Annotated in this window: 27 protein-coding genes; 21 read left to right on the top strand and 6 right to left on the bottom strand. The window is 36.1% G+C overall.

Annotated elements, in window-relative coordinates:
• Positions 1 to 12: 12 nt before the first annotated feature.
• The 5 genes from glgA to NYE65_RS25565 all read left to right on the top strand — a co-directional run bounded on the left by glgA (position 13) and on the right by NYE65_RS25565 (position 4,674).
• Positions 13 to 1,449, top strand: a complete 1,437-nt coding sequence (gene glgA / locus NYE65_RS25585; protein WP_340862044.1) for a glycogen synthase GlgA — start codon at positions 13 to 15, stop codon at positions 1,447 to 1,449.
• Positions 1,450 to 1,575: 126 nt separating this feature from the next.
• Positions 1,576 to 3,081, top strand: a complete 1,506-nt coding sequence (gene cls / locus NYE65_RS25580; RefSeq protein ID WP_340862043.1) for a cardiolipin synthase — start codon at positions 1,576 to 1,578, stop codon at positions 3,079 to 3,081.
• 74 nt (positions 3,082 to 3,155) lie between these two features.
• Positions 3,156 to 3,911: an exodeoxyribonuclease III gene (locus NYE65_RS25575; RefSeq protein ID WP_053535122.1), complete on the top strand. Its 756-nt coding sequence runs from the start codon at positions 3,156 to 3,158 to the stop codon at positions 3,909 to 3,911.
• Between the two features lie 63 nt (positions 3,912 to 3,974).
• Positions 3,975 to 4,379: a hypothetical protein gene (locus tag NYE65_RS25570; RefSeq protein WP_034306917.1), complete on the top strand. Its 405-nt coding sequence runs from the start codon at positions 3,975 to 3,977 to the stop codon at positions 4,377 to 4,379.
• 16 nt (positions 4,380 to 4,395) lie between these two features.
• Positions 4,396 to 4,674 carry an HNH endonuclease gene (locus NYE65_RS25565; RefSeq protein ID WP_340862042.1) on the top strand — a complete coding sequence of 93 codons (279 nt, stop codon included), beginning with the start codon at positions 4,396 to 4,398 and terminating at the stop codon, positions 4,672 to 4,674.
• Positions 4,675 to 4,717: 43 nt separating this feature from the next.
• On the opposite strand, the gene NYE65_RS25560 is transcribed toward NYE65_RS25565, so the two are convergent.
• Positions 4,718 to 5,239: a DUF2179 domain-containing protein gene (locus tag NYE65_RS25560; RefSeq protein WP_034306915.1), complete on the bottom strand. Its 522-nt coding sequence runs from the start codon at positions 5,237 to 5,239 to the stop codon at positions 4,718 to 4,720.
• Between the two features lie 242 nt (positions 5,240 to 5,481).
• Here NYE65_RS25560 and NYE65_RS25555 point away from each other — a divergent pair, with 242 nt between their 5' ends.
• From NYE65_RS25555 to NYE65_RS25545, 3 genes are all read left to right on the top strand, one after another.
• On the top strand, positions 5,482 to 5,826 hold the full coding sequence (locus tag NYE65_RS25555; protein WP_048680864.1) for a hypothetical protein: 345 nt from the start codon (positions 5,482 to 5,484) through the stop codon (positions 5,824 to 5,826).
• Positions 5,827 to 5,871: 45 nt separating this feature from the next.
• A complete protein-coding gene (locus tag NYE65_RS25550) occupies positions 5,872 to 6,423 on the top strand; it encodes a histidine phosphatase family protein (RefSeq protein ID WP_340862041.1) in 552 nt (183 codons plus the stop codon).
• A 69-nt stretch (positions 6,424 to 6,492) separates the two neighbouring features.
• Complete coding sequence (locus NYE65_RS25545) at positions 6,493 to 7,200, top strand: NAD(P)H-binding protein (protein WP_328178077.1); 708 nt, start codon at positions 6,493 to 6,495, stop codon at positions 7,198 to 7,200.
• A gap of 231 nt (positions 7,201 to 7,431) precedes the next feature.
• On the opposite strand, the gene NYE65_RS25540 is transcribed toward NYE65_RS25545, so the two are convergent.
• Positions 7,432 to 7,602, bottom strand: a complete 171-nt coding sequence (locus NYE65_RS25540; protein WP_340862189.1) for a DUF4180 domain-containing protein — start codon at positions 7,600 to 7,602, stop codon at positions 7,432 to 7,434.
• A gap of 654 nt (positions 7,603 to 8,256) precedes the next feature.
• Here NYE65_RS25540 and NYE65_RS25535 point away from each other — a divergent pair.
• The 5 genes from NYE65_RS25535 to NYE65_RS25515 all read left to right on the top strand — a co-directional run bounded on the left by NYE65_RS25535 (position 8,257) and on the right by NYE65_RS25515 (position 12,130).
• The gene (locus tag NYE65_RS25535; RefSeq protein ID WP_340862040.1) at positions 8,257 to 8,673 is read left to right on the top strand and encodes a BlaI/MecI/CopY family transcriptional regulator; all 417 of its coding nucleotides are present in this window, start codon (positions 8,257 to 8,259) and stop codon (positions 8,671 to 8,673) included.
• The gene (locus tag NYE65_RS25530; protein ID WP_340862039.1) at positions 8,673 to 9,524 is read left to right on the top strand and encodes a M56 family metallopeptidase; all 852 of its coding nucleotides are present in this window, start codon (positions 8,673 to 8,675) and stop codon (positions 9,522 to 9,524) included. The genes NYE65_RS25535 and NYE65_RS25530 overlap by 1 nt, the downstream gene beginning before the upstream one ends.
• 72 nt (positions 9,525 to 9,596) lie before the next feature.
• Positions 9,597 to 10,025 (top strand): DoxX family protein, encoded by a 429-nt coding sequence (locus NYE65_RS25525; RefSeq protein WP_340862038.1) that lies wholly within the window; start codon positions 9,597 to 9,599, stop codon positions 10,023 to 10,025.
• A 390-nt stretch (positions 10,026 to 10,415) separates the two neighbouring features.
• Entirely contained in the window at positions 10,416 to 10,841 is a 426-nt protein-coding gene (locus NYE65_RS25520) for a VOC family protein (RefSeq protein WP_340862037.1), read from the top strand.
• A 509-nt stretch (positions 10,842 to 11,350) separates the two neighbouring features.
• Positions 11,351 to 12,130 carry a hypothetical protein gene (locus tag NYE65_RS25515; RefSeq protein WP_340862036.1) on the top strand — a complete coding sequence of 260 codons (780 nt, stop codon included), beginning with the start codon at positions 11,351 to 11,353 and terminating at the stop codon, positions 12,128 to 12,130.
• A gap of 232 nt (positions 12,131 to 12,362) precedes the next feature.
• Here NYE65_RS25515 and NYE65_RS25510 read toward each other — a convergent pair whose 3' ends face one another.
• Positions 12,363 to 13,016, bottom strand: coding sequence for a 2OG-Fe(II) oxygenase (locus tag NYE65_RS25510; RefSeq protein ID WP_063576161.1), 654 nt, complete (start codon positions 13,014 to 13,016; stop codon positions 12,363 to 12,365).
• Positions 13,017 to 13,529: 513 nt separating this feature from the next.
• On the opposite strand from NYE65_RS25510, the gene NYE65_RS25505 reads away from it, so the two are divergent.
• On the top strand, positions 13,530 to 14,099 hold the full coding sequence (locus NYE65_RS25505) for a hypothetical protein (RefSeq protein WP_340862035.1): 570 nt from the start codon (positions 13,530 to 13,532) through the stop codon (positions 14,097 to 14,099).
• Positions 14,100 to 14,161: 62 nt separating this feature from the next.
• Here the strand turns inward: NYE65_RS25505 and NYE65_RS25500 are convergent, their stop codons facing one another.
• From NYE65_RS25500 to NYE65_RS25490, 3 genes are all read right to left on the bottom strand, one after another.
• The gene (locus tag NYE65_RS25500) at positions 14,162 to 14,950 is read right to left on the bottom strand and encodes a HipA family kinase (protein ID WP_340862034.1); all 789 of its coding nucleotides are present in this window, start codon (positions 14,948 to 14,950) and stop codon (positions 14,162 to 14,164) included.
• 619 nt (positions 14,951 to 15,569) lie between these two features.
• A complete protein-coding gene (locus NYE65_RS25495) occupies positions 15,570 to 16,658 on the bottom strand; it encodes a glycosyltransferase (RefSeq protein ID WP_340862033.1) in 1,089 nt (362 codons plus the stop codon).
• Positions 16,658 to 17,131: an NUDIX hydrolase gene (locus tag NYE65_RS25490; protein ID WP_057277580.1), complete on the bottom strand. Its 474-nt coding sequence runs from the start codon at positions 17,129 to 17,131 to the stop codon at positions 16,658 to 16,660. The genes NYE65_RS25495 and NYE65_RS25490 overlap by 1 nt, the downstream gene beginning before the upstream one ends.
• A gap of 300 nt (positions 17,132 to 17,431) precedes the next feature.
• Between NYE65_RS25490 and NYE65_RS25485 the strand changes: the two genes are divergently transcribed.
• From NYE65_RS25485 to NYE65_RS25455, 7 genes are all read left to right on the top strand, one after another.
• Positions 17,432 to 18,028, top strand: coding sequence for a serine/threonine protein kinase (locus tag NYE65_RS25485; protein ID WP_340862032.1), 597 nt, complete (start codon positions 17,432 to 17,434; stop codon positions 18,026 to 18,028).
• Positions 18,029 to 18,906: 878 nt separating this feature from the next.
• A complete protein-coding gene (locus NYE65_RS25480) occupies positions 18,907 to 19,524 on the top strand; it encodes a hypothetical protein (protein WP_340862031.1) in 618 nt (205 codons plus the stop codon).
• Between the two features lie 695 nt (positions 19,525 to 20,219).
• Positions 20,220 to 21,125: a UTP--glucose-1-phosphate uridylyltransferase GalU gene (gene galU, locus NYE65_RS25475; RefSeq protein ID WP_340862030.1), complete on the top strand. Its 906-nt coding sequence runs from the start codon at positions 20,220 to 20,222 to the stop codon at positions 21,123 to 21,125.
• A 1-nt stretch (position 21,126) separates the two neighbouring features.
• Entirely contained in the window at positions 21,127 to 22,446 is a 1,320-nt protein-coding gene (locus tag NYE65_RS25470) for a UDP-glucose dehydrogenase family protein (RefSeq protein ID WP_328178067.1), read from the top strand.
• 375 nt (positions 22,447 to 22,821) lie between these two features.
• Positions 22,822 to 24,345, top strand: a complete 1,524-nt coding sequence (locus NYE65_RS25465) for a glycosyltransferase (protein ID WP_340862029.1) — start codon at positions 22,822 to 22,824, stop codon at positions 24,343 to 24,345.
• A complete protein-coding gene (locus NYE65_RS25460; RefSeq protein ID WP_340862028.1) occupies positions 24,332 to 25,513 on the top strand; it encodes a hypothetical protein in 1,182 nt (393 codons plus the stop codon). Before NYE65_RS25465 ends, NYE65_RS25460 begins: the two co-directional genes overlap by 14 nt.
• Positions 25,514 to 25,868: 355 nt before the next feature.
• The gene (locus NYE65_RS25455; protein WP_340862188.1) at positions 25,869 to 26,873 is read left to right on the top strand and encodes an NAD-dependent epimerase; all 1,005 of its coding nucleotides are present in this window, start codon (positions 25,869 to 25,871) and stop codon (positions 26,871 to 26,873) included.
• Positions 26,874 to 26,952 lie beyond the last annotated feature (79 nt).

Raw genomic sequence — 26,952 nt, 5'->3', positions numbered from 1 at the left:
GGAGGTGCGGCAATGAATGTTGTATTTGCTGCTTCAGAATGCGCCCCTTTTATAAAAACGGGAGGGCTCGGAGACGTTATAGGCGCGCTCCCGAAAGCGCTGAAAAAACAGGGAGTCCATGTAAGTGTGCTCTTACCTAAATACGGGGATCTTCCTAACCAATTCAAACAGGAATTGGAACATATGACGAGTATTGAAGTTCCTGTTGGCTGGCGCCAGCAATTTTGCGGCATCGAAAAACTTGTTGCTAACGGAATTACATATTATTTTCTAGATAATGAATATTATTTCAAAAGGCATGGTAGTTATGGTTTCATCGATGATGGCGAAAGGTTCGCCTTCTTTTCCCGTGCAATTTTAGAGGCATTACCCTATTTGGAAGAAAAACCGGATGTTATACACTGCCATGATTGGCAAACGGGCCTTGTCAGCGTTTTGATGAAAGCCCATTATCATAACCATCCATTCTATCAGGATATTAAAACGATATTTACGATACATAATTTACGCTATCAAGGAGTTTATCCTAAAGTTGTATTAGCTGAATTACTCGATTTGAGTGAGTTATATTTTAATATCGATGGTCTTGAATTTCATGGGAATGTCAGTTATTTGAAAGCTGGCCTGGCTTTTTCTAACATAGTCACAACGGTAAGCCCAAGTTATGCGGAAGAAATTCAAATACCTTATTTCGGGGAAAATCTGGATGGGTTTTTACGTAAGAGAAAAGGTGAACTTAAAGGTATTATCAACGGAATCGATTATGAGGAATATAATCCTGCAGCAGATGAACATCTTGCTGTTCCATTCAATTCTTATGAGGGTAAGATGGAGAATAAACGTCAGCTACAGGAATCGCTGGGTCTTCCTGTCAATGATGACGTCCCGGTTTTATCAATGGTAACGAGGCTTGTTGATCAAAAAGGAATAGATCTTGTTCTCCATGTTTTTCATGAAATGATGAACCAAGGAGTTCAATTCATTCTTTTAGGTACGGGTGAAGAGCAATATGAATCGGCATTTCGTCATTTAGCTGACCAATATCCAAATCAGGTTTCAGTCCATACATATTTTGATGAGGGGTTAGCAAGAAGGATATATGCAGGTTCTGATTTATTCCTGATGCCATCACAATTCGAACCATGTGGTATCGGCCAACTCTTGGCACTGCGTTATGGTACACTGCCTTTAGTGAGGGAAACTGGTGGACTTCGTGATACGGTCATACCGTATAACCAATTTACTGGTGAAGGCAATGGCTTCAGTTTTACGAATTATAATGCACACGATATGCTCCATACAATTGAGCAATCTGTTGGTCTGTACAAATTCCAGCCGAAAAGATGGAGGAAAATGGCCGAAAATGCAATGAAGTTAGACTTCAGTTGGACATCATCGTCATTAAAGTATATGGAGCTGTATGAAAGTTTGATTCCTGTCATGAAGTGATAACTGGATAGGTAATACACAAAGCACTTACGAACATTGTTTTCGTAAGTGTTTTGTTTCTTTTACCATCAAATATGGGTATATGATATTTATATATAAAATATTGCTGTGTAGGAGAATGAAAAGATGAAAAGAAGAAGGATGGAAATTGTATTTTTATTTATATTAATTGCTTCAGTTTATATGATCCTGTTCACTCAAGTTAGCTTCGACGTGAAGCTATTTTTTATTGGATTATATATTTTGGTCATGTTTATCACCTTATTTTCACTAATGCTCGAAAATAGATTTGCCCACGAGACACTTTTATGGATGTATGTGCTTTTGTTTTTCCCGGTATTTGGATATGTGTTTTATCTATTCTCAGGTCAGCTCTATTTAAAGGGGTATTTATTCCGAAGTAAAAGGAAAAAAGATCGAGAAGAATGGAAGAGTCTTGTTACACGGGTATCCTCTCCAGATTTATCGTTCTTGAATGATCATCAGAAATCATTCGCAGCTTTTGCCAAAAATGCATCTGAGACCACCATTAGTACATCATCGAAAACGGAAGTATTGAAAAATGGCAACGAAACGTTTACAGAAATAATAAAACAATTAAGAAAAGCTGAGAAATTCATCCATATTGAATACTATATTTTTCGTTCCGACAGGCTTGGTACTGAAATTATAGATATCCTTATTGAAAAAGCAAAAAATGGTGTGGAGGTTTTATTCATTTTTGATGCGGCAGGAAGTTTAAGCCTCTCAAATAATGAGGTTAAACGGATGAAAAATGCAGGGGTTAAAGCCTATCCCTTTTCGCCATTGAAACACGGTTTTTTCAATCAAAAATTTAATTTTAGGAATCACCGCAAAATCATCATCATAGATGGGGAAGTTGGCTTTGTAGGAGGTTTAAACGTAGGAGAGGAATATTTAGGCCGAAATAAAAACATTGGTTTTTGGAGAGATACACATATGATCCTTAAAGGTGAAGCGGTATATATGCTTCATACCGTTTTCCTTTTGGATTGGGAATATGTCAGCGGTGAAGATGTATTGCAAGGACGTCCAGAATTCAAGAATAAAGTGGTACAAGGGGATGGAGCTGTCCAGGTGGTAGCGAGCGGACCTGATACACAACAGGGGATCATGAGTGATTTTTACTATTCACTTATCACGAACGCCACAAAATCAATCTGGATTGCAAGTCCATACTTCGTACCAAATCAAGCGATTAAAGCAGCAATTAAACATGCCGCAATTAAGGGGATACAAGTTAGGGTTATGGTTCCGGCAGTAAATGATGGGTTTTTAACCCAATACGGCAGTCGCTCCTATTTCGGTGAGCTGCTTCAATTCGGCGTAGAGGTATACTCGTACAAAAAAGGTTTTCTACATCAGAAAATTATTATCGTAGATGGTGATATGGCTTCCATAGGAACGGCAAATATGGATATGAGGAGTTTCCACCTGAATTTTGAAGTGAATGTCTTTCTTATGGGCAGCCGTACCATTGAAGATCTTATCACTCATTACAAAGAGGATATGATGGATAGTGACAAACTAGATCCTATCGGGTATATCAATCGTGGTTTACTGGAACGTTCAAAAGAATCATTTGCCAGATTGTTTTCGAATGTACTCTAATGGGAAAAAAAGCAGATAAATAGTATAGTTGAAATGTAAAGAAATTAATTGCCATAAGGAGAATTTAAGATAATATGAAATTGGTTTCCTGGAATGTAAATGGAATTAGGGCTTGTGTTAAAAAAGGATTTTTAGATTACTTTAAAGACGTGGATGCAGATATTTTCTGTCTTCAAGAAACTAAGCTTCAAGAAGGGCAGATTTCACTTGAGTTGGAAGGGTACCATCAATATTGGAATTATGCACTGAAAAAAGGATATTCAGGTACAGCCATTTTCACGAAGGAAAAACCGCTTTCAGTGAAATATGGTGTAGGAGAGCTGGATGAGGAGCCGGAAGGCAGGATCATAACACTGGAGTTCGAGAGTTTTTATATGGTGAATGTTTATACCCCAAATGCAAAAAGGGATTTATCAAGATTGAATTACCGTCTCGAATGGGAAGATGAGATGATAAAATATCTTAAGGAACTGGACCTGGTGAAGCCGGTTATCTTTTGTGGTGACCTCAATGTCGCACACCAGGAAATCGACTTGAAAAACCCAAAACCCAATATAGGGAATTCCGGTTTTACAAATGAAGAACGTGGAAAGATGACTGAATTACTTGATTCAGGGTTTATCGATACATTTCGCCATTTTTATCCAGACCAGGAAGGCTCTTATACTTGGTGGTCATATATGGCAAAAGTCAGGGAGCGGAATATTGGGTGGAGAATCGATTATTTCATTGTTTCAAAACGTCTGGCGGATTCTTTAATAGAGGCAAACATTCACTGCGATGTCATGGGCAGCGATCATTGCCCGGTCGTTTTAGAAACAAACCTCTAAATGGAATAAATTCGGTTAAATGGGGATACTAATGGTTATCCATATTCAACAGGAGGTTTGATTATGAACACATTTATCGTGGGCTTTCATCAAGAAGATAATGTAGACAGCATGCAAGTGCAAAAATTGACGTCGGCTGAGTTTGAAAAAGCAACATCACGCGGATTTCGCAGATTATTTGAACTGGATACAAATATCGGTTATTTCGTATTTTTTGATGCTGAAGATGATGAGGGTGATTTATCCCATCTAGTTTTACAGTATGAAGAAGATAATCAGGATCCAAGTGATTGTTACTCCTTTACTAAAAATGATTTTTATGAGTTCATGGCACTTTATTTACAAGGGATGGATGAAGTGGAAGTGGAGGATGAAGAAGATGATGACAATGAAGAGTACGGACCAATCCATCATCTTGCCCATTTGATGTTTCATATTGTTGAAGAAGGAAAATCCGTAAAGCCATAATTGGCCGAGTAATGTAATGATAGGTACTTGTGAGCTTTGTGACAGGGATAAGATAGAACTGACCATCCATCATTTAACACCTGGAGAATTTGGCGGAAGCCATTTACCCATAGCCAATCTCTGTAAATCTTGCCACAAACAGATTCACGCACTGTATTCAAACCGAGAACTGGCCATCCGACTAAATACCGTGCTTTTGTTAAAAGATGATGAAGGATTAAAAAAATATTTAAAGTGGATTAAAAAACAACCGGTAACAGGGGCAGTGAGAATAAGAAAATCAAAAACGAAATAAAGCAAAAGCCCATCTTAATAAGATGGGCTTTTGCTTTTCATTTTCAGCTTGCTTTATTTTTCAACCGATCCAATAAAAATCCACCTTTAAAATAACGTGGTTCATATGAAATGATGAAAGCCTTAGGTTCAAACTTTTCAACGGTTGCTATCAATTCTTGTTCCCGATTGCGTTTGGTCAAGATTTCCATACGATAACGGTTGCTATCCCTGCCCTCGCCCGTATAAAGAGTTACACCAAATCCGTTGTTCCTCAATGTATCTACCAAATGTTCATTTTTGGTTTGAGTATTAACGGTTACATTAATAAAACCGATGGCAAGTTTTTGCTCAATTTTCGTACCAAAAATTATTCCGATTCCAAAACCGACTGCATAGACAACCATGGCGAGTATGCTTTGGTCACCGCCAAATACGAGGGATAATCCAAAAACGTATATTAACATTTCTGCGATACCCAGTATCGAGGCGAGTATGGTAATATTTTTTACTAAGAAAATGGTTCGCAATGTGTAAATCGGAACATAAATAAGTTGTAATAGCAGAATCAGAAGTATTTCTTTCACTTGAGCACCTCACCAAAATCTTCCAGTTTGATTAGACGTTTCAAATTAGGGATTGTTCATTCCATAAGTAACATCTTCCCTAATATAACCACATCATAATAGGGGAATTCAATGGGGAATATTATGTATTTTTTGTGTCATATCAATGAACACAGAATTAAAAATCTCATAAGATTTTTCAATATTCTTTTTTTAATTAATTTGGTATCATTATCCTTATTAATTCATATGGGGGAATGATGATGTTTAATTATGATGGTCGGATATTCAAAGCTAAAATCAATTCTGAAAATGGAGAAGTGTCAGGAAATACTACCTTCCACTATTCACAAGACGGCTCAATTCTTTCAGCAAGTTATCAGGGGGGAGAGATTGTTAAAGGGACTTTAATAGGGCTGGTCAATCTGGATGGAACTCTGGAATTCAGATATAATCATATCAATGAAAAAGGGGAAATTAGAGGAGGCAGCTGCCTTTCCACCCCTGAAATGCTGCCTGATGGAAGGTTGCGCTTGCATGAAAAGTGGAAATGGTCAGATCTCGAACGGACTGAAGGACATTCCATCATTGAAGAAGTGAGAAAATAACAATCTACTTAGAGGGGTTTAAGGACAATTACTACTATTTGTTTAGTGCGGCATGGTCAAACAGATTGGAATGCACTAGGAAAGCTGCAAGGGCAGACTGATATTCCTTTAAATGAACTTGGAAAGATACAGGCACGGCAATGTGGTGAATTTTTGTCAAAAGATGATTGGGATGTAATTATTACAAGCCCCCTGAAGAGGGCAAGGGAGACGGCGGATATCATTTCGCACTATATTGAAGTACCGGTTATTGAAAAAATGGAATTCATTGAAAAGAATTTTGGCGTCGCTGAAGGAATGACTGCAGCGGAAAGGAAGTCTGCATTCAGGGATAAAGATTATCCTGGTCAGGAAAATCAGGAATCTCTACAAAACAGGCTGATGAATGGACTCCAGGAAATTCAGAAGGAGTATCCTGAGAAGAAAGTTATACTTGTTGCACATGGAGCCGTCATTCATTTTATTTTACGCTTGATGTCAAATGAGTCAATCGTATCCAACCAAATGCGCTTGTTCAATGCATGTTTGAGTACGATTAGATTTGAAGTTGATTCTTGGATAATTGATGATTTCAATCAAGTGAATCATTTATCTTAGTCCTATTAAGCTAGGTTAGTTAAAAAGAAAATGGGTGATTGAAAAGCTAATTATAGAAAGAAGGAAATCATGACTAATAAGAAGGCATTGATTTTAGGTGCTACAGGTATGATAGGCACCCAGTTGGTTAAAGAGCTAGGCAAAAGCAAAATCTATAGTGAAATCCATTTGCTGACAAGAAGGGCACTGAAACTCGCCGATCCCAAATGCATAGGTCATGTTGTGGATTTCGATAATTTATCCAAGTATGCCGATTTGTTCATAGTCAACGATGTGTTCATTTGTTTAGGTACAACTATTAAAAAGGCTAAATCGAAGGAAGCATTTCGTAAAGTGGATTATGACTATGTAATTGAAGCAGCTAGATTGGCAAAGACATCCAATGTTGAAAAAATACTCGTCATTACGGCCATGGGTGCCAATTCCAAATCAAAGTTCTTCTACAGCCGTGTTAAAGGTGATGTGGAAGGTACACTACAACATCTGGCATTGAATAATGTACATATTTTCCGTCCTTCCTTACTTCTTGGAGAACGAAAGGAATTCAGGGCAGGTGAAAAGATTTCTGGGCTGCTAAGTACTTTTGCAAAATTTGTCTTTGTAGGCCCTTTACGTCCATATCGTGCAATAGAAGCAAACAAAGTAGCTGCTGCAATGTACGTTGCGGCCCAAATGACGGCAAAAGGATATCATTTTTATGATTCTGCTGAAATAGAGGAACTTGCACAAAGAGTTACGATTAATAGTGATCATCCGGTTAAAATAGTAAAAAGATAGATAAAGTTTCCTGTAAAAATGAAGGTTTTTAGAAGACCATGCCGACGATATACTGAAAACGAGCCCCAATAGGCTCGTTTTTAAATTCCTGTGTAATAAAGGTGGAGAACCAGAAAGTCTTGGTAATAAGCAATGCCAAAAGGTTTTTAGTTGTTTCTATAGCTGAGTTAGCTCAATAAGAAAACCGAGTATAAAGATCCAGGTCTTTTTTAGAAATTTTTCTGGTAATGTTTATAGTGCTTTAGACAAGTTATCGATCGCTTCTTGTTCTGATGGGACAAAAAAAACATTGTTCCCTTTATTACACTCATAAATGAAATCTTTCAGCGGCTTACTGGTATAAGATGAAAAATCCCCTATGATTGCAAATTCAATATGGAAGCTGGCAAATTTTCGAAGGATCTTCCTGCAAGTTTTGTACTTAGCTATAAAAAATCTTCTGAAATTGCTTCTTGTTTAATGCTATTCGACTGCTACCGGTTTTGCTACCAATCGTCATAATAATATCCAATGCACTTTGCTCATCTGTTAGTACGATTGAATCTGTATTAGCTGTTGCAATGATATGCAAATCGCTTCCGTCGTTTTTATAATCATCTTCACTCCTCCAGTCAAATTTATGTATATATTCCTTATCATTTAAATAAAGACTGCTTTAGCAGCCTTTATTCATGCTCCATCACCGGGCCCTATAATTGAAGCAATAGTACAGTATGTTCCTTTCAGCTGGTAATCTAAATAATGAAGCCCTAGATAAAATTGACTTCCTTTTTTATAAAGCATTTATAAATTTGAGGAAATGGAGGACAAAGGATTACTATTAATTATAAAAACTTGCCTGTAAAAGGCTCGTTTTAGACTGTAGTCAAACTCGAAGAAAAGCCAGTTTACCTACATTTTTTTATTTATAAACGTTTCAGTTGATTGGAACGGAAGGTAGGAGACTCCTGGGGTGAAAGCGAGTACCTGGAGTGGAAATCAACGTTCAAATCTTCCGGATGAAACTTGATTGTAACAGTGATTTCCACTACAATTTGTAGTGGGAGGTGGGAAAGGATGAATATTAAAAATTTTAAATATGATGGAGTTGGACTGAATCGTTTCTTTGGTCCATTGGAAGCAAATATCATGGAATATTTATGGGATAAAGATGAACAAAGCATTAAAGCGGTTCAACAATCATTGGAACTTGAAAAACCTATCAATTTCAACACAGTAATGACCGTCATGAATCGTTTAGTCGAAAAAGGCATTCTTGAAAAGAGGTCTGAAGGAAGGCTTTCATTATTTCGCCCTGTGCAGTCCAAAGAGGAGTTTTTTGAAGAGCAGTCAAAGAAACTGACTGAGAACTTGCTGGATGAATTTGGTGGAGCGGTCATAAGCCATATGCTGGATGCCATGAAAGACGCTGACCAAGGTTTAATTGAAAAATTGGAACAAAAAATTCAATCGTTAAAAAAGGATAAATTATAATGTGGAAGAGAAAGTCTTATTTTGTGATAAGCCTGAGTCTTTTAATTGCCTGTGTGGTATGGTGCCAAATGGGAGCTTTTTTAGTACACATCTTTTTTGGCATGAATATTAAAGCTAATTTCTTTAAATTTTGTTTTAGTTTATTCAAGGAAGATTCAGTATACTACTTTGTGGTCGTCACACTGCTCAGTATAATAATATCCTATAGTATATTGAGCACCTTATTCAAAATTGCAGAGCAATATTTCTTATCCAGAAGGTTTAAACAAAAAGTTTTTCTTTCAAAAAACGTTGATATGACAAGGAATGTAAATGAAATATTCAATCGAGTCAACAATGATATCTTAGTTGTGAACGCTGAACAGCCTCTTGCGTTTACGATTGGTTTCAGGCGGCCTTTCATTGTGTTCAGTACTGGTTTAATTCGATTACTGGACTTTGATGAACTAGAAGCGGTAGTGGAGCATGAGGCCTTTCACCAAAAGAAATATGATCCACTGGTCATCTTTATTTTACAGTTGATTTCAAATGCGTTATGGTTTGTCCCATTGACAAAATGGTGTCATAAAAATTACAAAATAATAAGTGAATTATCAGCCGACGAAAATGCGATTCATAAAATGGGGACTGAATTAGGAATAAGTGCCGCTTTATTGAAGTTAATTAAACATGGGTGCACTGATAAATCCTTTCCTATCCTTGTTCATTTCTCGAATGAATCAGTTAACTATAGACTTCAGCAATTAATTGATCCCCATAAAACAATTCCTTTAAGGGCTGAAACTACCACGATTTTTGTTTCCATTTATGTTTTGGTTATCCTTATAGGAATGACTATAGTGATTGTCTGATGACTTTCACTTGATTTTTTTACCACTTTACACTACACTTTGTAGTGTTGAATATAAAAAAGGAGATGTGTCATGAATAAACAAGAAATCGGTACCTTTTTATTAAGGGTTATGTTGGGAATTTCATTTTTCTTGCATGGTTTGTCAAAATTCAAAGGTGGATTGGAAAACACTTCAGGGTGGTTTCAAAGTATAGGCATTCCGGGATTCATGGCCTATGTAGTCGGTATGATTGAATTGGTTGGAGGAATTGCTTTAATAATAGGTCTTGGAACAAGAATAATTTCTGCCCTCCTTGTATTCATCATGGCCGGTGCAATTGTTTATGTGAAATTCCCAGCAGGTTTTATGGGGAATGGAGAAGGCTCAGGGTATGAACTGGATCTCGTTCTTATGATTATTGCACTTCACCTAGTATTGAATGGAAGCCGCTTCCTATCTATAGACTCTAAGTTACCAAAACTAAAAAAAACACAGGATTGGGATAGGATAGCAAGCTAATAAGATTAAGCGACTTACAAAAATTCCAACACTTTTTAAGCATTCTTGAGGCATGATACCGGTAATCTACTAGGGTCATGCCTTTTTCATTTCATCTAGTCTTATTTGAAATGCTTCATGATTTGAAAAACCACGAATAAAAGAAGTTTTCCATAACTGCCATAACGTGACATACTTTGTCTATACATCAAGAACCTTGGAATTTTCAATTCAACATTTTGAAAATTTGATAGTTTTCTGTAAATTTTCATTGACGAACGCATGTTCCGTGTTATAAAATTCAATCATGGGTAATAATGGTATAGTGATTATTGCCACTGACAGTTCAAAAGCAAGCTTGGAAATTTCCAAGCTTAGTAAAAAAATCAAAACAAAAGGAGTCATCTATTTATGACCATGCGATTATCTCCATATTTAATGATGAACGGAAATGCGAAGGAAGCGATTCAATTTTACGAAAAAGCAATGGATGCAAAAGTCCTCTTTAATCAAACTTTTGGAGAAATGCCAGAAAATCCTGAATTTCCTCTGCCAGAAGAAGCAAAGGATCTTGTGGCACACGCAATGTTAAAGGTTGGGGAAACGGACTTCATGTTTTCGGATACGTTTCCAGGTCAAACCAGTCAATCTGGAGATCAAGTCACGATCTGCATTTCAATTAACGAAATTGAAAAATCAAAACGAATCTTTGAAACTTTGTCGCAAGGTGGAGAAGTGAAAATGCCTCTGCAGGAAGCTTTTTTCAGCCCTGCTTATGGGATTGTAACAGACAAATTCGGTGTAACCTTTCAAATTTATACAGAGGGTGAAAAATGATTTGTTAAATAATAACAGCTGTTTTGGTGAATAGTTGCAGCTGTAATGTGTGAATAAATAAATCCCGATTTCTCATTAATATTACTGAGAGACCGGGATTTTTAAGTATGACTCTTATCTCTTTTCATAGGGCATCAAAAGATCCCCCACGGAAGCATATAAGATAACATCACGTTTATAGATTAAGTAGGCGGCCATTCTCACTGTCACTGGATTCTAGATTCAATCTGATTGTATATATATAGCTCGTAACTCCACCAATGATATCACGAATACGTAGTTTTCTGGTTCCACAATTTTACTCTGATACATTTTCGTTATCTCCCTGTGATATTCGTCATATATTCTTCATCTATTTGTTCTTTGTTTAGAATATGCCTATGCTATTATTTAAAACATTGACATACAAATTAGGCTCCTTCTTTGTAAAAATTTTTCCTTTTAATAAGGTACTATCATATCATTCGAAGTAGCAATTCATTGCGTAATAAGGGGAAAGGGGAAACAATGTGAACACAGATCAAGCTTTCGACCTGCTAAAGGATGCAGGAGTATCAGAAAGCAGTAGTATACAAACTGTTAGACGCTGGCTTCGTGAAGGTAAGATTAAATATGAGGGAGGCATCGGGAATAGGAAAACCGGATACATAATGGATGACACAGATCAAGCATTTGAAATGTTAAAAGATGCAGGGGTAACAGAAAGTAATAGTGTACAGACTGTCAGGCGCTGGCTTGGCGAAGGTAAGATTAAATACGCCGGGAACGGAAAGAGGAAAACCGGATACATAAGTGATGACACAGCTTCAAAGCTGGCTATAAATGATAGTATAAATCAAAATAAGGACGAAATCATACACCGATTAAAATTAAAAATACAAGCTCAAGAAAAGCATATAGAAGGTATCGAAGAGCTTCATGAGACAGCAAAAAGAATATTGATTCAGCAAAGGGATATGTTCAAAAAGGAAGTTGCCATTCTAAAGAATGAGAAAAGTGAATTACAAAATGAATCAAAGGATTTATTAAAAGAAAATATTGAATTACGTAATGAATTGATAAAATTAAAAGAAAAAATCAGAAACAATTACATGATTGACTCCACTATTCAATCCAATGATTATAGTGAAAAATTAGGGCTTTCTAAAATGGCGAGCGATAAAGAAGTATTGGCAGAATATAAAGGGTTACTAAAAATAACTCATCCAGACCATAATGGCAACGCGAAGGTATTTCATTACATTAAGACTGATTACGATAATTTTAGAAAGAGCAATAAAGGTAAATGAATAGTGAATGCATGTAAAGGTATTTTTACATCAAACCTAAAGAAAAACCTAGGGGAAAAGCGTAATTTGAAACGTCGGAAATAGTTTGATGGGACGAAACAGTGTCAATTTAGACTATTGATCATTATTATATGTTTGGCGATTTTAAATAGGAGAATTTTAAATGAACGAATAGGTGCCATTGTTCATTAGGCACCTAAAATTGAGGCTTTTAAAGTCTATCGTATACACATCATGAGCGGCTACTCTGTCTCCTCATCCATTGTGTTGCAACCCATTTTTCCCCTGTGATAACGGGCGCCCCACCGTGTAAAGTTAGTTCGTTTAGGTTTTTATCGTTGTAAAAATATTCGAAATACACAGCCATTCCCTTTCGCGGGGATACTGAAAAATTCAATTTAGGGAAAAAAGTTTCCCCTCCATGCTCCACATCATTTAAGTACAAGATGATTGTGCTAATTCTATTATTTTTTGCTGCAATACTTGAAGATGTAAAAAAATCAAAATGAGCTTTATACTCTTGTCCAGGAGTGTATTTAAGAATTTGAATACCCTCTCCATGTTCAACGGGTATATTCATGATTGTTGATATCCTTTTTTCAATTTTGGTAAGGATGTCATATTCATTTTCTTGAAAAAACATACTGCTGCTTGTTCTTATCTCATTTACTTCGTGCGTAACTCCAATTTTGGAACGATTCATTTTGTCTTTTGACATTTCAATAAGTCCGTCACATTCTTCGTCACTCAAAACATTTTCTAAAACTACAATTAGAGGTTCTTCTAATCTAGCAACTACATTGATTTCTCTGTCTTCCGTTTTGATTTTATTTCCAATATGATTAAAAATCGTTTGTTCTTTACTTGTTTTATTATCCACTGTCAACTTTCATCGACTCCCAAAAGAATGAATTTTCAGAACAAAAAGTTTGGATTATTCTGTAAGCGTTTTCCTATGTTAATTATACCATGAACATTGTTATGTATCTGTTACTTATTTCCGTCGACAAGTAAAAATGACTGGATGAACTGGCGCTTGACTATAGCAAACTTTAATCTTTTACATAAAATATAGGAAGCTCACAATATGAACAAGTCTCTTTGCATAGATTTTCATGTGTGTATTTTCATAAAATCCTTACGTGAATTTTTTCCATCTGTTCAAATAAGAATAAAAATGAGGCTTGCTTGTTCACATTTTTGTGAAAGGTATATCATTCCTCTTTTATTATAGAAGGGTTTATATAGGCTATTCTCTTAACCCTATAATCAAAGCCGTTTTCTTTCAGAATGTGCACAATGACAAGGAGACCGAGGTTCATCACCAAGAATCTTAGAGAAAAAGAAACAAAGGATAAAAAGTAATAGTACGATAGGGAATGTTAAGGAGTGATCGAAAGTGGATGACTTTAAATCTATCTGTGTTACTGAAGGAATTAAAAAAGTGGATGTGATAAAAAATCCGACGTCGTTTCCACTGATTGGAAAGGGGGCGCAAGGGGCCGTTTTTAAAATTTCTTTAGATAAATGTGTGAAAATTTGTGCAAAACCAGAATATGCGGCTAAAGAGGGGAATGTATTAAAGATTGCACAAGAGTCTCCCGCTATTCCCCGGCTTTATGAGGTGGGTCATAACTATATTATTATGGAATATCTTGAAGGGCCAACTTTATTTCAATATTTAGAATCCGGGGGGATCCTATCCGAAAAATTGATGAGGCAAATTCTTTTTGTTTTAAAAGAAATGAAGCGATTAAAGTTTACCAGATTGGATGCCGATTTGCGCCACATTATTGTAACTAAGGAAGATGAATTAAAGGTAATAGATCATTATAGCTCCTATACACGGATTCGGAACAAGCCAGAGTTGATATTCAAAGGCCTAAAAAAGTTAGGGCTATTACCAATGTTCTTGGAAAAATTAAAAGAAATGGATCCCGAATCCTATATAGAATGGAAAAATTTATAAATAAAAAAAGTAACTCCTTTAAAGCAAATAAGAGTTACTTTTTTCTATGGGAAAAACCAGCGTTATTTGGGATTGCTATGATGCTGGATGATACGTTCAACGATTTCAGGCAATTTATTTTTCTGTTCTAAAAGAAACTTGTAGAGAGCATCTCTGTCCTTCGTTTTCACATTCCACTCTTTAGGGATGGATTCGATTACTTGATAGATCGATTTGTTCGGCAATTTCACAATTTTTTCGATAAACGATGTAAGCTCTTTGTGATCATCGAGAAGAGAGAAGGCCCATTTATAAAATGGCCAATGGTAATTATATACTGGTGTTTCACTTAGCGTTTGAGCAGACCATTGGTAGCGTCCTGGAAAAACTCTGCCATGATCAATCATATGGACATAATAGCCGCCATCGCTGAGATTTTCCAAAATGACATTCATCGTACCTCGGTCAGAGTTATTCACCCATTGGTCGAATACCGTTATACCGGCAATCATATCCCGGTTTTTAACATCCGTTTTTGTGGGAGGATTTTCTCTAACATTCTCGAAAACGGTACTGTTTTTAATAAAAACACACCCATATTGGTATCCAGAACTATAGTTGTGTTTAGTGGATTGTAATTCAGGCGTTTTCTTGATGAAATCTTCCGGTATATATACAAGATCAAATGGGATAACGGGAAGTGAAAGGAGCTCTGCCAACTTTCCGATCAGGTATTCATTGACCACTTCCTTTTCTCTGCCTTTCTTAGTATCGAACCACTTCACGACATATTCTTTACCATCGCTGAAAAGAATGACATGTGCGGTTCCGCCCCTTAATGTTTGTACATATCTAACTGGATATTTTGTCATATCACTTTGTCTCCTTTAAAAATATTTGTCTAGCTCTTTTTCATTTTCACCTTATCTTTTTTTATTGGATATAAGTTTCGGTAAATGACTTTTCTTTTCTAAAAAGAAATTTGTACAGCGCTTCACTTTCTTCCTTTGGGAAGGAATACAAATGATGTTAAATCCCTTCATTTAGCATAGAGAAGTCCAATGGGTAAGTTTCTTTGGAAGTGATACAGTACCTGAGAACGCATTTTTACCTACTGCGATATCACTCGGAAAAGATGTTCTGGGGATTTAATCATATGGACAAAATTGGTGCCTTCACTAAGTTCTAGTAAAATACTATTTTCGATAAATAAACACGAATAGTGGATCTGAACTAAATTTGTATTTTTGGAATGTTTGGGAGTATTTTTATGATTTCGTCATGGGTATAAATTAGTCCGACGGGGACAAAAGGAAGGAACATTGCTAATTTATTGCACACATACTCAATTACTACTATTATTGGTTCTTTTATTTTCAGTGCCATTCATTTAATTACAAACTTTTTACCATCGCTAAAAAGAATGACATGTACCTTTCCACAAATTAATGATTTTACTACCTCAACAGGTTATTTTGGACTGACCCATGGTTAATTAATTTCGTTGTTTTTTTCTATTAAGCTGTATAGCCTTTGTTGTTCGATGATTTGTTTATTCAAATCGAAATTTTCATCAATTACCTGTCTTGCACTTCTGGTATATCTCTTCCATACTCTTGGATGACTCAGGAAATATTTTAGACCTTGAGCCAATTTTAAATCATCTTTCTCAGGAACAAGGTAACCTGTTTTTTTATGCTCAATCAATTCCGGAATCCCACCGTGAAAGGTGGAGATGACTGGTAAACCACTTGCCATGGCTTCTTTTAATGCATTTGGAATCCCTTCTACATCACCATCTTCGCCTGTTTCACTGGCAAGGCAAAAGAGGTGGGAATCTCTTAATTCGTTAGAAATTTGGTTTGAATCCATTGGTCCTCTAAGAAAAACGCGCTCGTTTAATTGATTTTCATCAATGAAAATTCTTAACTTCTCTTCATCTTTACCTGTCCCAATGATGTGCAGTGTCGTTCTTGGGTATTCCTGATGAATCCTTTGAAAAGCCTTCAAAAGTGTAAGGAATCCCTTTTTCTCGACAAGTCTGGCTACGGACAAGATTCGGATTTCTCCTTCATTAGGTAGGGTACGTTGGACAAATGGGTATAAATCTAAATCCAGCCCCCCATATAGTACATGTATTTTATCTTCTTTAAATCCTAATTTTTTTAATTCATCTGCAAGAAAATGGCAGACTGAAAAACAAGCAGCTCCATGTTTTACTAAATTTTGATATCGGAGGACATTTTTGCGAAATCTCTTAAATGTTTGAGTGGAAGAATCACGTCCTCGAAAATGTACAACCAAAGGTATATCATACTCTATAGCTGCTGGTAATATATCGATGGAATGTTTCCCCTGATGAGCGTGAATCGCTACGACATTTTGCTCCTTAAAGAAGGCTCCAAGGTCTTGAATTTCGTTCAAATTATAATAGTGTTCAAACTGATATTGAACATTGTCGCAATTTGGGTATGGGCCTATAACAATAGGGCGATATTGATCCAGCATAATGATTTGATTGTACATAAATCCTTGATTGATTTTTATAGGTTCTCTAATGTAAAAAGCGATTGTCTTCACTATTTCAATCCCTTTCTTCTATCTAAAATCAAATTTTCGATAAAACTTTGAAATATTTGGCGATCTCGTTCAGAAAGATCATTCGGAAAAGCGGACCATTTAAAAAATTGTACTTTTTGTATTTCTATATCATCAGGTTTTAAATCTCCGCTGAGTATTTCTTCGGTAACGTAAGCAATGTTGACTGAAAAGTATTGATCACCATTAGGCAGCTTCGTAAAATAGTCCTTCCCTGAAAAAACGCCAATTAATTGAAGGTTTCCGATGTTAATTCCTGTTTCCTCCAAAATTTCACGTCTGCATGCCTCTTCCGCAGATTCTCCTAATTCGATGAAGCCGCCCGGCAATTTCCACATTTTTTCGGATTGTACCATTAGAAAACGGCTGTTCTGATCGATAACCAAAACGGTGACCCCAGTAAGTATCAAAGCTCTAGTTCCAACGAGAGCACGTAAATCTTCAATGTATCCCATCTCAAGTCTCCTTTCTGATATTTTCTGGTTAATCCACTTTTATAGTAAATGCAAAATGGAAAAGATTTGAAACGGACAAGTACATATATTTGTTTGTTTTTTTGTAAAGTTCTTATTTGTATGTGTATGAGCATAAGAATCTGAAGAAATGCTAGGAAAGGCTTTCCTTAAGAACTCATTATAAGAAGGTATGACTTAATTTTATGAAAAAGTGTTATTATCCTAAAGCAACTATTCGATGATTTCATAGTATAGATATTATGGTTATTAATAAGCAGCAACAAAGAGGTGGTAGATCAGATGAATGATTTTAAATTAATTAGGGTTGAAAGAATTGAAAAGAACGGTAAAAAGGAACTTCTTATTCATAATCCAACCACATTAAAACTAATTGGGGCAGGAAGTCAAGGTGCAGTTTTTCAGCTTGATGAAGATATTTGCGTAAAAATCTATGTCAATCCAAATGCAGCAACTAAAGAGGGGAAAGCACTTGAAGCAGCGAAGGATACTCATGTTGTCCCGAGGTTATATGAAGTCGGACCAAACTATGTAATTATGGAATATTTAAAAGGTCCTAATCTAAAAGATTTTTTGAAAGGGAAGCAAGATATTCCTGAATCGATTACAGAACAAATCATAATGATTCGAAAGGAACTAAAGAGAGTTGGATTTATTAGAATCAAGACCTCAATCGGACATTTTGTTGTAACAAAGGGAAATGTGCTGAAAGCAATCGATCATTCAGATGGCCTCACAATGAATGATCCATATAATCCAAAGATGTTTCGTGATTTAAAGAAATTGGGGTTATTGGATACTTTCCTGAAACAAGCAAAGAAAATCGATCCTGAATCGTATGAAGAATGGCAAAAAAATATCGACTTCAATGCGATATAGGAAACCAAACCGGTATAAATGAGAATATGCGAAATTTTGGGCTGGCCAGTATCGCTAAAAGTGCATGATGATTGCCTACCAAACCAATTATGGTGTACAAGCAGGGAAATTCAACAGAGGAAAGTCGAACCCTAAACATAAAGGAGTTCGACTTTTTAGTTTGGAATTCTCCAGACTCTAAAATTCGCAATATGGGCGGAAATGCATTATTTCTCCCGTTCCTAAAAGTGCACGTTCGGCATTTATTAGGACAAATTACAATATTCGTAAAACCATTTTTACAACCAGATAACGATTTTTCCTTATTAAAGTGGTTTTTTTATTTTTTTTTGGATGATGGTATAAGTTTAACGTCTACACATGACAAACGCTCAGTCATTCAAAGGCGTGTTGAATAACTATAGAAAGAAAGTAATGGTTATTTATCTATGAAAGATCTGTCTATGCAAATAAGAAAATCGGAAACCACATGTATGGTTTCCTAAACTAAAATGAGGTGAATCATTTTCAAACATCCCTAAATTTGATACCAAACATTTAGATTAAGACTGCTTAAACTGTACCATTTTTTGGGCTTCCATTACTCTTGAAGTATAGACCGGAATGATTACGATTAATCAGTTGTTGTCCCGACACAATAAATTACAAGTACATTGCTATCATTATGATCGGCAACGGCAACACAATCATGTCGACAATACTAAGAAATGGTGAAATAGCCTATCTCCGATTGTCCATATACTGATTCTGTAACAAAAGTTATTTGAAACATAAAAGGTGAAAGTAATTTCAATTGGGAAGACGATTTTTTTAACTACACAATATGTAATTCAAATGTGCCTCCATAACCAATAAATAGTGAATAGGGTGGGAACCTAATGGGTAAAAATGATCAAACAGATAATCACAAGGAAGACAATAGGAAAAAATATAACCATATATTAGAAAATATTCAAGTCCAACTCCAACTCCAAGAACAAAAACAGAAGGATCTTCAGGTTCAACTTCAGAATCAATTAATTAAACAACAAAATGATACTTTAAATAAAATCTTACAAGAAATAACGAAGATTTCACAACCACTGGAAAAAATTCAAGACCAACTCCAACTCCAAGAACAAAAACAGAAGGATCTTCTGGTTCAACTTCAGGATAAATTATCTAAACAACAAGATGAGCATTTAGATAAAGTCTTACACGAAATATCGAAACGTTCACAACCACTAGAAAAAATTCAAGACCAACTCCAACACCAAGAAGAACAACAGAAGGAACTTCAGATTCAACTTCAGAATCAGTTAATTAAACAACAAGATCAAACTTCAGATAAAATCTTGCAAGAAATAATGAAGATTGCACAACCACACCCCCCTTTATTAAAATCACCTTTTAGCATAATCGATACCCTTGATTTAGATGTGGAAAAAAAGGCGCAAATTGCGATGTTTATAGCAAATAGCAGTAGTGGTAATAAAAATGAAGATGAAACTCAATAAAGAAGAAGAGGCTGTTAAAGCCTCTTCTTCTTTATTTGAAAACAAGTTCATTTCCATCGGATTCCGGTGCACAGTAGTTCCCATACGTCGATGGGAACTAGACGAAGGTTGCAAATGGAGCGAAATGATTCATTAGAAGTGTATCCAATATGCTAAGTTTAGCTCTTCACGTACCGAGAAAGTAAAAGTGTTGCATTACCTTCTAAATGGATGATAAGTGTTGTTGCTTTAGGAGTGAAATTCCTTAACTATATCCATTCAACATAGATCGAATTCTTATTAAAAATGGATGGGGTTAAAAAAAACCTCCCCTTTCATTTGAAAATTCCCACCTCAAAATCATGAATACAGTCCATCATATATTTTAAAATTAAACAAAAAACTGCCTGCGATGGAGTTTTTCAAAGAAAGGGAAAAGGAAATCGTTTAGGCTACTGTACCGCAAAAAGCTCCACAGTGGTTAATCCAAACCGTATATCGATCATTTCAACCTCCATTACATAAAAAGTGTAATGGAGGTTTTAAAGGGTACTAACCGACAGGCTGCGGTGCCCGGCCACAGCCAGATTGGAATTCTTCCATATATAGCCTACTGGCCCCTGTTAAATAAAAATGGACGAATTGGGCTACTAACTAGACCGTAAGTTGTCCTATTGCATATAAAGGATTAATGAATGACAAAAGGGAGGCAGCTTATGAAAATCCGAAAGGCCATTATTCCGGCCGCAGGTCTAGGGACCCGATTTTTGCCTGCTACAAAAGCTCAGGCTAAGGAAATGCTGCCGATTGTTGATAAACCAACGATTCAATATATTGTTGAAGAAGCAGTAGCTTCGGGCATAGAGGAAATAATTATCATAATCGGTAGAGGAAAAAGATCAATTGAGGATCATTTTGATAAATCCTATGAGTTGGAAGATGCACTTTTAAGAAAAAATCAGCTCGATATTTTAGAGGAAGTTCAGAAAATATCCAGCTTGGCAAATATCTATTATGTCCGCCAAAAGGAACCGATGGGGCTAGGACATGCAATTCTCTGTGCTAAAAGCTTCATTGGAAATGAACCTTTTGCCGTTTTGTTAGGGGATGACATCGTTATGTCTAAAACACCCTGTCTGAAACAAATCATCAGTGTTTTTGAGTATTGCAACAGTTCCGTCGTAGCTGTTCAGAATGTTCCGGAAAAGGATGTCAATAAATATGGAATTATTAAGCCAAAAGGGACAATGATTGAGCCAAACCTTTTCCATATTGATTCTTTGGTGGAAAAACCGAAAAGGGAAGAGGCGCCTTCCAAATATGCGATAATGGGGCGTTATGTTTTTAGACCCGAGATTTTTGAAACGCTTTCCAAGCTTCCGGTTGGACATGGTAATGAATTACAACTTACTGATGCCATTAATGAGCTAAATAAGCAGCAGGCTGTATTAGCATATAACTTTGAGGGAAACCGATATGATATTGGTGATAAAGTTGGATTCATTAAGGCAACAATAGACTTTGCTTTGCGCAGGGATGATATAAGAGACGAGGTACTTTCCTATTTAAGGGATGTAAATAAGAAAGAAAACCTCCAAATTATAAAGAAAGAGCTTGAATAATATGAAAATAGCTGTTTTGGGTACAGGTTATGTCGGGCTGTCCACTGGTGTTTGTTTGTCAGAAATAGGTCATAATGTCATTTGTATCGATACAGATGAACAGAAAATTAAAAGTCTACGTCAAGGGATTTCTCCAATATATGAACCTGGTCTGGAGAATTTGCTTATTCAAAATGCTGCAGCGGGTAGACTGCTATTTACTACATCTCATAGAGAAGCGCTAAATGGTGCCGAGATTATCATAATTGCCGTAGGAACACCGCAAATGGAGGATGGGGGAGCGGATTTATCTTATATTGTGCAGGCCGCGAAGGATATTGCTGCGAACCTGGTAAAGAGTTCAGTAGTCGTTATAAAGAGTACTGTGCCTGTTGGTACGAATGATTTTATTAAAAGCATCATTGAAGAACATTGTAACGAAAGTGTCACCTTTAATATGGTATCAAATCCTGAATTTTTAAGACAAGGGTCTGCCGTCATGGATACGATGCAAGCAGATCGAATCATAATCGGTTCTGAAAATGATGAGGCTGCTAAGAAAGTACAAGAAATGTATCGTCCATTAAATGTACCATTTATACTAACAAGCATTCGAAGTGCGGAAATGATTAAGTACGCATCTAATGCCTTTTTGGCGACCAAGATTAGCTTTATCAATGAAGTTGCCAATTTATGCGGAGTAGTGGGTGCAGATGTTAAAGATGTAGCAAAGGGAATGGGAAAAGATAAAAGGATCGGAGAAGCTTTTTTACAGCCCGGCATTGGTTATGGAGGATCTTGTTTTCCAAAGGATGTTAAAGCGTTGCTTCATACTGCCAATTTAAATGGAGTACATTTTTCCCTGTTAAAAGAAACAGTAGCAATCAATGATTTTCAGCAGGAGCTCCTTGTAACCAAAGCGATAAATCGCTTAGGAGATTTAAAAGGGAAAAAAGTTGCAATGCTTGGTCTCGCTTTCAAGCCAGAGACAGACGACATGAGGGAAGCTCCATCAATCAAAATTGCGCGTTCATTAACCAAACTTGGAGCAGAAGTGGTAGCTTATGATCCGGTTGCAGTGGATAATGCGAAGAACATATTAGGGGATACAATCAGGTTTGCAAGCACAGTCTGCGAAGCGGCAGTGAATGCGGATGCTGTATTCATTGTTACCGAATGGAAAGAGTTTAGACTTTTAGATTTGAAAACATTGATGACAACAATGAGACGGCCAATCGTTTTTGATGGTAGAAATTGTCTTGAAGAAGATCGAATCAGAGCGTGCAAAAAAATTGAATATTACCCAATAGGAAGACCAGCAATTGTTATTGGAATGACATAAAGCGAAAAAAATTTTCTAACACTTCTTTAACTCAGACATGTTGAAAACGTATATTAGGTTCAAACTGGCAATGCAGCACCTTTGATCGTATCTTGGGTGCTTTTTTATATTTCTTAAATAGAAGAAAAATCATCATCGACGATTAAAACCTTAGATTAACATCAACTATAACATTTTGTTTTTATTATCATTGTTTGAAAATGATCTTGTGTCATGGCACCTATTTAAATCCCCCTTTGTATTAGACAAACGCATACTCTCTGCCATTTAGCTTTACTGTATGTTATTAGTCCATGCGTACCTAGGGAGTCCTGCATAATATACTTGAAAAGGTCCAGGAAATTTGCTTACTATGCATGAAAGGAGATCATTTATTTGCACACAGTTATGCATTTGAATTTAAGAGTTGATCCGACCCAATATATCTCACAGATTCGAGAAGTTCCTGATTATGATTATATTCATATGGTACGACAACCTAAGTATATGATAGATCTTTCCCTTTTAAATGAGAAGGTTCATTATCTCAATGAAGTTTTCTCGCCAAAAGAATATGTCAAAAGAAATAATATCTCCCTATTACATGCTCATCATGGCCAATTAGGGATGTTATTACTTCCTTTTAAAGAGGAAACAAACCTTCCGTTGGTAACAAGTATTAGAGGCAGGGATGCAACCCTGGCTAATCAGCCCATTGGCTATCTAGATAACATGAAAATGCTATTTGATCGAGGGGAGCGTTTTTTTCCAGTTTGTCAGTATTTAGCAGATAGGTTAATTGCTTGGGGTTGTCCTTCAGAAAAAATTAGAGTGCTATATGGGGGCGTTGACCTTAACGAATTCAAATACCGGGCACCACATAAAGGGGATTCTCAAAACATTCTATCCATCGGTAGGTTGGTGGAAAAAAAAGGACATCACATCTTAATGCAAGCTTTCCAAAAAATCAGAGATAAATTTCCAAATGCAACCTTGACGATTATCGGTAGAGGGGGGCTTGAAGAATATCTCATTTCATTGGCAAATCAACTTAATTTAGGAGACTCTTTTCGCCTATTAAACCATCTCCCTAAATATCAAGTTCGAGAACAAATGACCAATGCAGATATATTTTGCGCCGCGAGCTTAGAAGCTGCCGATGGAGATGTAGAAGGTATACCTAATACATTAAAAGAAGCTATGGCGATTGGAGTACCAGTGATTTCGACCAATCATGCCGGTATCCCTGAATTAATAACAAATAACAAAGAAGGGGTTTTAGTACAAGAAAACAGTGTGGATGAACTGGCAGATGCTCTTGAAATTATGCTGACGAACAGAGAGATATGGGAAACATATACAGTAGCGGCTCGTCAAAAAGTAGAACAAAAGTTTAACCTCGCCCAACAACTTCAACAACAAGCTGAATTTTATGATGAACTTGTAGCCCCTTATAAAGTAGGTAAACGATATTTAGTAACACCGCGCCAAAAAGATAAAGAAACCCTTAAGGAGACTCCACAGCCTCAACAGCAGGGTAACTATGATGGCAAAACGATAAAGCCTGGAAAAAAAGCCGAATTAGCCAAAAAAGCCCTTATTTATATGCAACAGCTACAACAGCTTCAAGAACTTCAAGAACTTCCACAGTTACAACAACATAAACAGTTTCCGCAGCTTCAGCAGCTACAACAGCAGACTAATGATAAAGTCAAAGATGAACTTGTAACATCTATTAAAAAAGAAAAAGAAGCTAAAGTTCAACAGGGAGCTAAGGATCAAGATGAAAAAATAGCTTTTCGTAAAAAAGAAAAAAAGGCTCAGAAAGCCGAAAAAGTAAAAAAGGCCCTTTATAAAATTCAAAAATTTCAACAGCAGGCCATAGATGAGCAGTTAGGAGGAGATCATGGAGGACTTTAAAACCATTACTGTTACCAAAGGTGAAAAATCTTTGGAAATTCACAATCCAACAAGCTATCCGCTGATTGGAATGGGAGCTCAAGGTGCAGTTTTTCAACTTTCAGAAGATAAATGTGTAAAAATCTATTCAGATCCAGTACAAGCGAAAATGGAGGAAGAAGCTCTTGCAGCTGGAAAACATCTACCCTTTATGCCTTTGATATATGATACTGGGCCAAACTATATAGTCATGGAATATTTTAATGCCCCGACCTTAAAAGAATATCTGAGAAATTGTACGTATATCCCTGATTCTATAGTAAAGAAACTTCTCTATATATTAAAGGAATTAAAACAAGCAAAGTTCACCATGATAGATGCCCCTCTACGCCATATTTTTGTCGTCGGTAATGAGGAACTTAAGGTGATTGACCATGTGAATTCCTTTAAAAGGATACACCCTGTACCATTAAAATTATTAAGAGATTTGAAAATAATCCTTTTAAAGGACTCGTTCCTAAATCAAGTGAAAAAGCTTGAACCGGACACCTTCAATGAGTGGGAGGCTTATTTCAATCAAAATAGTTTGGACTTTAGAAATATTCCAGTCCACTCAGGAGGTTCAGGTAATGGAGTGAAAGTGGATAGCGCCATAACACAAACTCTCATTGGAAAAGGGCATCAAGGTGCTGTTTATCGAGTGTCTGAAGAGACATGCGTCAAACTTTACGGAAAAACTGAACATGCAAATCAGGAAAAAATGGTCCTTTTATCAAGTCAAGACTTGCCCTTTATACCGAAAGTCTTTGAAACAGGACTCAATTATATTTTAATGGAATATCTATTAGGACCAGATTTAAATACGTTTCTTAAAAAACAATCTGTACTTTCTGAGGACATCACAAAACGGTTACTCTATATATTGAAAACAATGGAAAAATCAGGTTTCAAACAAATTGATGCCCCACTACGACATATCATTATAACCAAGAATGGTTTTAAATTAGTCGACCATGTGTACTCTTTTTCACGAGAACAAAAAAGACCTCTCGAGTTATTTAAAGACCTGCGGGAAAGAAATTTTTTAGATGCCTTTTTAGAACAAGTAAAGGCGATAGATCCCGATACGTATGCTGAATGGACAAAAACACCAATCCCATTAGATGAAAATGAAAATACCCTTGTATAGTCTTAGTTATCTAACCTTAACCGAGCATATAAAAAACCGATGATGATTTCGCATTCACCGGTTTCCAAGATGGTTTTAACATTAACTCACTTACGTAAGTGCTAATTCACAGCGGGTATAAGAGAGAATAACTCATGAGGCTAAGAGTGAAAAAAATAGCATGACATTGGTGGTTTACGAATAAAACGTAAGTCTCTCTCCAATGAGAATTTTGAGTTTATTTCCTCTTTTTATCCGTCATGAATTCTGTTCTGTTGGTGTAAAGAATCGAAAGTATCACTTTATAAATAATGTAGTCAGTGTTCCGAAAAAGTGTCAGAATCCTAATGTAATAGAAAGGATTGAAATTAATGCTATGAACATTTTAGTAACAGGGGCAGCAGGATTCATTGGTTTCCATTTAACAAAACGTTTGTTAGCCCTAGATAACAAGGTTATTGGAGTAGACAATATTAATGATTATTATGATGTTATTTTAAAAAACAATCGACTGAAGATATTAGAAGAAAACCCTGATTTCCAATTCCATAAAATGGATTTGTCAAATAAAGAAAAATTAAATCAATTATTCAAAGACAGAACCATTGATATAGTCATTAACTTAGCAGCCCAGGCTGGAGTACGTTATAGCATAGAAAATCCGGATTCTTATGTTAATTCCAACCTTGTTGGGTTTGTCAATATCTTGGAGGTTTGTCGACACAATAACGTAAAGCACTTAATTTATGCATCCTCTAGTTCTGTATATGGAGCAAATACTAATATCCCCTTCTCAACCAAAGACCCAGTGGATCATCCAGTAAGTTTATACGCTGCCACTAAAAAGTCTAATGAATTAATGGCTCATACGTATAGTCATTTATATAATATTCCAACCACAGGACTCCGTTTCTTTACAGTGTATGGCCCATGGGGGAGACCTGATATGGCTTATTATTCTTTTACTAAAAATATTATCGAAGAGAATACAATAAAGGTTTTTAATAATGGAGATATGAGAAGAGACTTCACTTATATTGATGATATTGTTGAAGGAATAGTCCGGTTACTTGATAAACCACCGATTCATACTACTGGATGGGACAGAGCTAACCCTGATTCAAGTTCAAGCTATGCCCCATACAAAATTTATAATATCGGTAACAATAAACCTATAAAATTAATGGATTTCATTAACACATTAGAAAAACTAATTGGCAAAAAGGCAAAAGTAGAATTCTTACCAATGCAACCGGGAGATGTTAAGGAGACATATGCAGATATTGCCGATTTACATGCTGATGTGGGGTTCCATCCTTCAACAACAATAGAAGAAGGTTTAGCTCATTTTGTAAATTGGTACAAAAAGTACAATAAATAAGGAAAAAGAAACAGTGAGTTTTACAAAATGGGATATTAATCGATAAAAAATAAAAGTAGGAATCTCTTTTGAAGTCCAG

It is taken from the genome of Peribacillus sp. FSL R5-0717, assembly GCF_038002945.1.
In the GTDB taxonomy this organism is placed as follows: Bacteria; Bacillota; Bacilli; order Bacillales; family DSM-1321; genus Peribacillus; species Peribacillus frigoritolerans.
This window is presented reverse-complemented; position numbering and strand designations above follow the sequence as displayed.